Source organism: Simplicispira metamorpha, from assembly GCF_004341365.1.
Lineage (GTDB): Bacteria > Pseudomonadota > Gammaproteobacteria > Burkholderiales > Burkholderiaceae_C > Simplicispira > Simplicispira metamorpha.
This window is the reverse complement of record NZ_SLXH01000036.1, coordinates 24176-32493: the sequence shown is the minus strand read 5'-3', so window position 1 is coordinate 32493 and position 8318 is coordinate 24176. Positions and strand designations below refer to the sequence as shown.

General features: G+C 65.7%; 6 protein-coding genes. 2 read left to right on the top strand and 4 right to left on the bottom strand.

The window, feature by feature from the left end; genetic code table 11:
* Positions 1 to 57: 57 nt before the first annotated feature.
* Both EV674_RS15715 and EV674_RS15710 read left to right on the top strand, forming a co-directional pair.
* Complete coding sequence (locus tag EV674_RS15715) at positions 58 to 993, top strand: electron transfer flavoprotein subunit alpha/FixB family protein (protein ID WP_119014469.1); 936 nt, start codon at positions 58 to 60, stop codon at positions 991 to 993.
* 53 nt (positions 994 to 1046) lie between these two features.
* Positions 1047 to 1820 carry an SDR family oxidoreductase gene (locus EV674_RS15710; protein WP_119014470.1) on the top strand — a complete coding sequence of 258 codons (774 nt, stop codon included), beginning with the start codon at positions 1047 to 1049 and terminating at the stop codon, positions 1818 to 1820.
* A 207-nt stretch (positions 1821 to 2027) separates the two neighbouring features.
* On the opposite strand, the gene EV674_RS15705 is transcribed toward EV674_RS15710, so the two are convergent.
* From EV674_RS15705 to EV674_RS15690, 4 genes are all read right to left on the bottom strand, one after another.
* A complete protein-coding gene (locus EV674_RS15705; RefSeq protein ID WP_119014471.1) occupies positions 2028 to 3578 on the bottom strand; it encodes a DUF1302 domain-containing protein in 1551 nt (516 codons plus the stop codon).
* Positions 3579 to 3619: 41 nt separating this feature from the next.
* On the bottom strand, positions 3620 to 4981 hold the full coding sequence (locus EV674_RS15700; protein ID WP_424540838.1) for a DUF1329 domain-containing protein: 1362 nt from the start codon (positions 4979 to 4981) through the stop codon (positions 3620 to 3622).
* 398 nt (positions 4982 to 5379) lie between these two features.
* On the bottom strand, positions 5380 to 7143 hold the full coding sequence (locus EV674_RS15695; protein ID WP_241525017.1) for a class I adenylate-forming enzyme family protein: 1764 nt from the start codon (positions 7141 to 7143) through the stop codon (positions 5380 to 5382).
* A 2-nt stretch (positions 7144 to 7145) separates the two neighbouring features.
* On the bottom strand, positions 7146 to 8288 hold the full coding sequence (locus tag EV674_RS15690; protein ID WP_119014474.1) for an acyl-CoA dehydrogenase family protein: 1143 nt from the start codon (positions 8286 to 8288) through the stop codon (positions 7146 to 7148).
* Positions 8289 to 8318: the final 30 nt, after the last annotated feature.

Genomic DNA, 8318 nt, shown 5'->3' with positions numbered 1-8318 from the left:
TGGCCGCTCTGGTGGACAAACTCAAAAACGAAGCCAAAGTGATCTGAGGAACCGAACATGACCACCCTCGTTATTGCCGAACACGACAACGCCAGCCTCAAAGGCGCCACCCTCAACACCGTCACGGCGGCTGCAGCCATCGGCGGCGATGTCCACGTACTGGTCGCAGGCCACAACGCCACAGGCGCAGCCCAAGCCGCAGCCCAAATCGCCGGTGTCGCCAAAGTGCTGCACGCCGACGGCGCCGCCCTGGCCCACGGCCTGGCCGAAAACATGGCCGCGCAAGTGCTGGCCATCGCATCCAGCTACAGCCACATCCTGTTTGCCGCCACGGCAGCGGGCAAGAACGTCGCCCCGCGCGTTGCCGCCCTACTCGACGTGGCGCAGATCAGCGAAATCAGCAAAGTCGTGAGCGCCGACACCTTCGAGCGCCCCATCTACGCCGGCAACGCCATCGCCACCGTGCAAAGCCAGGATGCCACCAAGGTCATCACCGTGCGTTCTACGGGTTTTGACGCTGCAGCCAGCGCCGGACAAGCGCCAGCAGCTATCGAAAGCGTAGCGGCTGTGGCCGACGCCGGACAAAGCAGCTTCCAGGGCAGCGAAATCGCCAAGAGCGACCGCCCTGAACTCACCGCGGCCAAGATCATCGTCTCGGGTGGCCGGGCGCTGGGCAGCAAAGAGAAGTTCGACGAAGTCATGACCCCGCTGGCCGACAAGCTGGGCGCCGCACTGGGTGCCAGCCGCGCAGCGGTCGATGCGGGCTACGCCCCCAACGACTGGCAAGTGGGCCAGACAGGCAAGATCGTGGCGCCGCAGCTGTACGTGGCTGCGGGCATCTCGGGCGCCATCCAGCATTTGGCAGGCATGAAAGACAGCAAGGTCATCGTGGCGATCAACAAAGACCCCGAGGCGCCGATCTTCAGCGTGGCCGACTATGGGCTGGAGGCGGACTTGTTCGTCGCCATCCCTGAACTGGTACGGGCGCTGTAACGCCTGCGCCGCACTCCCCTGCCCCACCCCTTCCTTTCTGAAAGAACCCAGCCATGCCCCTTACCCTTGTCACCGGCTCCGCGTCCGGTATTGGCGCTGCCACCGTGCAGGCGCTGCAAGCCGCTGGCCACACCGTCATTGGCGTGGACTTGCGCAACGCCGACATCACCGGCGACCTATCCACGGCGGCGGGCCGCCAGGCCATCGTGGCGCAGGCGCTGGAGCGCAGCAACGACACGCTCGACGGCCTGGTGCTGTGCGCGGGCCTGGGCGGGCAGACGCAGCCCGCGTCGCTGGTCACCTCGGTCAATTACTTTGGCGCCGTGGAGCTGCTGGACGGCTTGCTGCCCGCGCTGCAAAAAGGCCACAAGCCCGCAGCGGTGGTGATCTCATCCGTGGCCTCGGCCATGCTGCCCTGGGAGAAAAACCCGCTGGCCCAGGCACTGGAATCGGGTGACGAGGCCATGGCCAGCGCCATCGTCATGGGCGCGGGCGAACAGGGCGGCAACCTGGCCTACGCGGGCTCCAAGAATGCCCTCACGGTCGCGGTGCGCAAGCGCGCCAGCGCCTGGGGCCAGGCCGGTGTGCGGCTGAACACGGTGGCCCCCGGCGCCACCGAAACCCCGCTGTTGCAGGCGGGCCTGCAAGACCCACGCTTCAGCGCCGCCATCCAGAACTTTGTCGCCCCGCTGGCACGCCGCGCTGACCCGCGCGAGATGGCCTCGGTGGTGGCCTTCCTGATGAGCGATGCGGCCAGCTTTGTGCACGGCGCGCAGTTTTATGTGGACGGCGGCATCGACGCCGTCACGCGCCCGACGCAGTTCTGAACGGAACCGCAGCCGACTTGGCGGGCTTGGCGGGCTTGGCGGGCGCTTAGATTTTGGGTCTTTTACGGCCCAAAGCCATGCGCAGAGCGCGCTACCAGCTATAGTAAAAATAGCAAATCACAGCCACACCGCCTCTGCTTCTTCAGCACGACAGACACAAAAAAACCCGGTTTGCACCGGGTTTTTTCATGGTCTATCCACCGAGGCTCAGAACGAGTACTTCATGTTCAGCGACAGTTGATCGCGGTCGGCCAGCAGGCGGTTGCTGGTCGCATCCAGCGATGCGCCACCGGCGTAACCCAGGTACGTCACGCCCACCGACAGGTTGCCACGGTGGACAAACGAGGCGCCGATGCTGTAGCGCTTGTCGCCCTTGCCACCGACGCCGCCCAGCAGCGTGCGGCCGCTCAACTGCTGCGAATAGCTGATGGGCACCGTCAAGTCCCAGCCTTCAAAGATGCCGGGGTAGCCCAGCACCAGCGTGCCAGAGAAGGCCAGACCCGAGTCGGTCTTGAAGTTCAGATTGCTCTTGGGGCCGTCGTAGCCGCTGTATTTGATGGCGGAGATTTCACCCAGCAACTGCACCTGATCGGCCAGGGCCGAGCGACCCAGGTTGGTGAACGTGCCCACGTTGAGCTGTGTGGCGTTGGCCCGCGTGGGCGTGGCAAACGGCCCGATCAGAATCGGCACGCCCTTGCGGTGGGTCAACTCGCTGTAGGCGGTGGTGTTGCCAAACGTGGTGCTGACCGTGCCGCCCAGCAGCTTGACGTTGTCAAAGTACCGCACCTGGTAGGAGCCCACCGCAAAGGTCGGTGGCCGGGGCTGCATGATGGGCAGCGGTGTGCGGTCGTTGTAGTTGAGGTAGTACAGACCGGCTTCGGTCTGGTCGGTCACGCGGTAGCGCGTACCAATACCCCATTGCCCGGTTTTGCCCGGCTTGATGTCGGCACCGCGCCCAAAGCCCATGCAGTTGTTGCCGCTGTACACGCCGATGCAGGTGCCGCCAGGGCCGACGCCGTCGGAGGTGTTCAGGAACGAGCCCGGTGCGGGCGCAATGGTTTCGTGAAAACCAAACTGCACCTGGCCCAGCATCGTCCAGCGGGGGGTGATTTCGATCGAAGCGGCAATCTGGTCTTCGGGCAGGATCACGTCCTTGGTTTCCGTGCCGGGCACGCCGGTCTTGGTGCCGTCAAACGGGCCTTGCGCCTGGGCGATGTTGGGGAAGTACACCGCTTCGCCCCAGTTGACGGCCTGGCGCCCGACGCGGATCGTGGCGCGGCTGGAGTCGCCAAAATCAAACGAGGTGTAGGCATAAGCATCCAGGATGCGGCTGTAGCCCCCGTGAAAGCGCTTGGCCTCGGCAGTGAACTGGTTGACTGGCCCGGGCTTGCTGATGCGGTTGCCGGTGTTGTCGTTGTCGCGGTGGTACACATCGTCATAGAACGTGCTGCCCGAGAGCACAAAGCCGCTCTCGCCCTTGGACAGCTTGCCCTCAAACAGCGCCGAAAAGCGGTTGGCCGTCAGCGCGTGCTTGTTGAAGTTGTTGTTGCCGTCGTTGCTGGCGGCACTGCCCGCCAGGATGGGGTCTTGGCTCTTGACGCGCTGGGACAGCGTGTAGTTGGTGTTCACGCGCCAGTCGAACTTGTAGCCATCACCGAACTCGATGGGCTCGCCTGCGCTGGCTGCGCCTGCACCGCACAACAAGGCGGCTGCCAGGGCGATGGGCGTAATGTTTTTACGGGGTGCTTTGTTGTACATGGGAAAAGTCTCCTCTTGACCTCTGGATGGCTTGGTGGTGCTCAGTTACCCATGTTGCGGGCAGCTTCGGGGGTAAACATGGAAGGCTTGAGGTCGCCCTTGTTCAGCACGGGGCCGGTGGGGCGCTCCTGGAACAGGTTGTAGGCCACGTAGCCACCCGAGTTGAGGTCAAAGAAAAACGCATTGCCAGCCTGCCACGCCTTGGTGTCGAAGGCGTAGTAGTAGTTGATGTAGGCGTACTGCCACAGCGAGCCGCGCGCGTCGTACAGGTCGGACATCACCGCGTGGCCCGTGTCCTCGTCCAGGAACAGCACGCGCTTGCCGTACAGGTGGCGGTAGTTGTCTTTGAGCGAGCCTTCCACGGCCCAGACGCGGCGCAGCTCCCAGCGGATGTAGTCGGGATTGGGCACGCCGGGCTTGACCAGGTCGGCGTACTTGACGGTCTTGCTGTGCAGCTTGTAGCCGTTGGCGGGGATGTACATCTCGCGCTTGCCCAGCAGCTTCCAGTTGTAGCGCTCGGGCGAGCCGTTGAACAGGCGGTCGGAGTCGATGGTCATCTTGCCGCCGGTGCCGCCCAGGGGCTGGTCAAAGCCGTACTCGGGCAGTTGGCGCACGCGGCGTGTGCCGGGGTCGTAGTTCCAGGCCAGGCGCTTGTCCTTGGCAAAGTTGACTGGCTCGGCAGACACGCTGACGCTGCCTTTTTCGCGCTCGGGCAGCAGCGTTGCATTCACGCTGTTGGCCATCAAGCCTTCGAGGGGTTTGCCGATTTGGTCTGGCAGGTTGCCGTAGTCCAGGTTGGTGTTGCGCTGGCGGCCCCAGGAAATGGTGCCATCCGACAGCACGTTGGCAATGTCAGCCACCTTGTTTTCATTGAAGGCGCGGCTGGGGAACATGTTGTTCATCAGGGCTTCGTGGCCGTCCTTGGGGATAGGAAACGGCAGGGCGCCCTTGACCGCGCCCTTGATGCTCAGGCCACCGTCGGCGATTTCGGCATTGAGTGCGTTCTTTTTGGCGGATTCGCAGACGCTATCGGGGTAGCGGAAATCGCGGTGCCCCGGGTAGATGTCCATGCGGAAGGTCTTGGGAAACTTGGCGAACAGGGCTTTCTGGCCATCGGAGAGCTTGGCTGCGTACTGCGCCTGGTTTTCTGCCGTGATGGTGAGCACGGGTTTTTCGTTGGGGTACGGGTCCACGGGGTGCTGGCCGACGTGGGGCGTGTACTGCACGCCCGGTGGCGTACCCAGCCATTTGCCGGTGAACTCGGGCACGCCGTCCTTGCTGCCCGCTTTTTCAGCGCCGACGCAGGTCAGCTCCTTGCCCAGCTTGTCGGCCTCGGCGGCGGGCACCTTGGCCAGGGCAGCGCCTGCCATCAGCAGGCCCACGGCCAGGGGAATGGCGGTCATCGTTGCTTTCATTGAAGTCTCCTTGCATCTCTGTCAAAAGGGTGGCGATCCGAATCGCTACACGGTGCGTGGTGGTGGTCTGTGGCGAACGGGTCAGAACTGCTCCTCCCTATCCTTCCGGGGGGAATTGTTCAACCCCGCTGTGTTCTCTCCATCGTCTGATAAGACTAGGGGCCGACCCGGAGCCTGCGCCGTGCAGACGCACCAAAGCGGGCGCTGCAACGCAGCTCCCGCAGAGGAATCAATTGCTATATAAAAGATAGCTGCTTGCGCTTATCCAGCAAGCGCTTGAAGCCTTTTTGATGCCTAATCCACAACCCCTGACACGGGGGCTGTGTGGCAGCCAGAGCCGAATCGGGCCTTGCCGCGCGGCACACCGCTGCGGGGCAGCGTGCGGTTCAGGCGCTGGCGTATTCGCGCTTGAGCACGGTTTTCAGCATTTTTCCGGCCGGGTTGCGCGGCAGGCTGTCGTGGCGCACATGCACCTGCTGGGGCACCTTGTAGGCGGCCAGGCGCGCAGCCACATGCGCCTGCACTTCCTGCGCACTCAGCACCTCGCCGGGCGCCAGCACCACCACGGCCACCACGGCTTCGCCGGTCTGGTCGTCGGGCTGGGCAAACACGGCCGCCTCGACCAGCGCCGGGTGCTGTAGCAGGCACGATTCGATTTCAGCGGCGGCGATTTTTTCGCCCGCACGGTTGATCACGTCCTTGATGCGATCGACGATGCGCACAAACCCTTCTGCATCCACCATGCCGATATCGCCGGAGCGAAACCAGCCGCCGTCCAGCGCGCGCGCCGTGGCATCGGGCTGGGCGCAGTATTCCTTCATCACGGTGACGCCGCGCAGCCACAGCTCGCCCGACTCGCCCGTGGGCAAGGGCGTGCCGTCAAACTCCGCCACGCGCAGCTCGATGATGGGCGAAATCAGGCCCGAGGCGTGCGGCCGCAACTGGAACAGGCGGCCTGACGCAGCCGCGCCCACGCCGTTGGTTTCGGTCAGGCCAAAGCCGATGCCCGACATGGAGTCGCCACGCCGGCCCAGCACGTCGTCGATCAGGCGCTGGGGCAGGCCCGCGCCGCCAAAGCCCACGCCGCCCAGGCTGCCGGTGATGGCAGGGTCGTCAAAACCGGGCTCGGCCAGCAACTGCATCACCATCGAGGGCGCGCCGTTGAACTGGGTGATTTTTTCGGTCTGGATGAGCTGCAACGCCTGCGCCGGATTCCAGCGCCGCATGAACACCAGCCTGCGGCCATGGCGCAGCGATGCCAGCAACTGCGCGTGCAGGCCACTGACATGGAACAGCGGCACGGCCGTCAGCGTGGTGGGCTGCAAGCCGCGCGCCATCATGGCGGCGATCATGTCGGGCGAGGTCATGGCGGAAATCGCGCCGATGTAATCAATGTTGTACAGCGCCTGGCACACCGCGCGCTGGGTGGAGAGCACGCCCTTGGCCTGGCTACTGGCGCCCGAGGTGAACAGGATGAGTGCATCGTCGTCCGGCGCCAGCGCGGGCGGCTGCACGGCGGGCGCGCCGGGTGCGGTCAGCGCCGCCCAGTCGGCATGGCCCTGGCCGGGCGCGCCATCGACCACCGCAGCGCGGCAGTGCAGCGCGGCCAGGTCGTCCTTGACATGCGCAAAGCGCTCGGCGTCGCACAGCAGCCAGCGCGGTTGCACGTCGCGCAGGCCGGCCAGCAACTCATCGTGCAGGCCAAAGCTGTTCAGGGGTGCGGGCACGGCGCCCACCAGGGCTGCTGCCGCAAATGCCACGGCCCACTCGGGGCGGTTGCGCATGGCGATGGCGATGCGCTCGCCAGCGGCCACGCCGTAGTCGGTCTGCAAGCGCCCGGCCAGGGCATCGACCGCCTGGTAAAAGCGCTCAAACGTCCAGCGGTCGTTTTCATAGACCATGAACTCGCGCGCCGCGTGGGCGCGGCCAGCGTCGATCAGCGCTGCCAGCGTGGGCTGGGCGTGGCGGTAGGCGGGCACGGTCTGGCCGTTGATGTCCAGATCGATCAGCTCAAAGGGCGCGCCGGGCGCGGTCAGTTGGCTGCGGCAACGGGCAGCCAGCGCCAGCAGGTCTTGCGCGTCGGCAGAGGTGGCAGCAGTGGCGGGGGCGGTCATGGGGGTGGAAGGGACAGAAGAGGCAGCAGCGTTCATGTTCAGAATCCTTGCAGGCGAGCATAGCGGTCGCGGTGAAACACCCCGTCGCCCAGGCTGTGCTGGAGCACGCGTGCGCGCTTGACGATCAGGCCCAGGTCAAACTCATCTGTCACGCCGATGCCGCCATGCAGCTGGATAGCCTCGTTGGTGACCTTTTCACACAGGTCGGAGGCCCGGGCCTTGGCCAGACTGGCCAGCAGCGCCAGCCCGGGCTCGCCCGCGTCGATGGCGGCCAGCGCGGCGCGCACGCAGCTCTCCAGCATTTCCAGTTCCGTGTAGAGGCGTGCCATGCGGTGCTGCAAGGCCTGGAAGGAACCAATCGGCACCTCGAATTGCACCCGCTCCTTCAGGTACGACAAGGTGCGCTCGAAGGCCTCGCGCAGCAGGCCCAGGCCCTCGGCGGCCAGGCAGATGCGGGCGCGGTCCAGGGCGGCGTCCAGCGCCTGCAATGCGCCTGCCGTGGCGGGCAGGCGCAGGTCGTCGGCCACCTGCACGCCCGTCAGCGTGATGCGGGCGTGGTTGCGGCTATCGGCCAGCAGCGTAGGTTGCAGCGCCACACCGGGCTGCGTGGCTTCGACCATGAACAGGCCCAGGCCCTCGCCCTGCCCTTCGGCCCCGATGGTCTGCGCCACCACGACGAGCCAGGCCGCGCCGATGCCGTCGATGACAAACCACTTCTCGCCGTCCAGCACCCAGCCGCCGCTGGCGCTGCGCCGCGCCTGCGTGCGGATGCGCTCGGGGTGGTGGCGGCCCTGCTCGTCCAGTGCCAGCGCCAGGCGCTGCTGGCCATCGATCAGGCCGGGCAACCAGCGCTGGCGCTGCGCCTGGGTGCCCGCGGCCAGCAGCAGCTCGCCGCACAGCACCACCGAGGACAACAGCGGCAGCGCCGCCACGGTGCGGCCCATGGCCTCAAAGACGGCGCCCAGGCCCTGGTAGCCCACGCCCAGGCCGCCGTCTTCCTCCGGGAATACGGCGGCGGGCCAGCCCAGCTCTACCACCTGCTGCCACAGCGTGGGCTCATAGCCCAGGGGCGCGCGGGTATCGCGCAGGCGCCGCTGCAAGGCAATGGGCGACTGGGCGTTCAAAAATTCCGTGGCGCTGTCGGCCAGCTGCCGTTGTTCATCGTTCAGCAAAAAAACCATGCTGCGTCTCCGTGTGTTGTGTCGTCTGCG

Excerpts from the sequence above, each read along its gene's own strand:
- EV674_RS15715 (WP_119014469.1), top strand. The coding sequence starts at position 58 with ATGACCACCCTCGTTATTGCCGAACACGACAACGCCAGCCTCAAAGGC.
- EV674_RS15710 (WP_119014470.1), top strand. The coding sequence starts at position 1,047 with ATGCCCCTTACCCTTGTCACCGGCTCCGCGTCCGGTATTGGCGCTGCC.
- EV674_RS15705 (WP_119014471.1), bottom strand. The coding sequence starts at position 3,578 with ATGTACAACAAAGCACCCCGTAAAAACATTACGCCCATCGCCCTGGCA.
- EV674_RS15700 (WP_424540838.1), bottom strand. The coding sequence starts at position 4,981 with ATGACCGCCATTCCCCTGGCCGTGGGCCTGCTGATGGCAGGCGCTGCC.
- EV674_RS15695 (WP_241525017.1), bottom strand. The coding sequence starts at position 7,143 with ATGAACGCTGCTGCCTCTTCTGTCCCTTCCACCCCCATGACCGCCCCC.
- EV674_RS15690 (WP_119014474.1), bottom strand. The coding sequence starts at position 8,288 with ATGGTTTTTTTGCTGAACGATGAACAACGGCAGCTGGCCGACAGCGCC.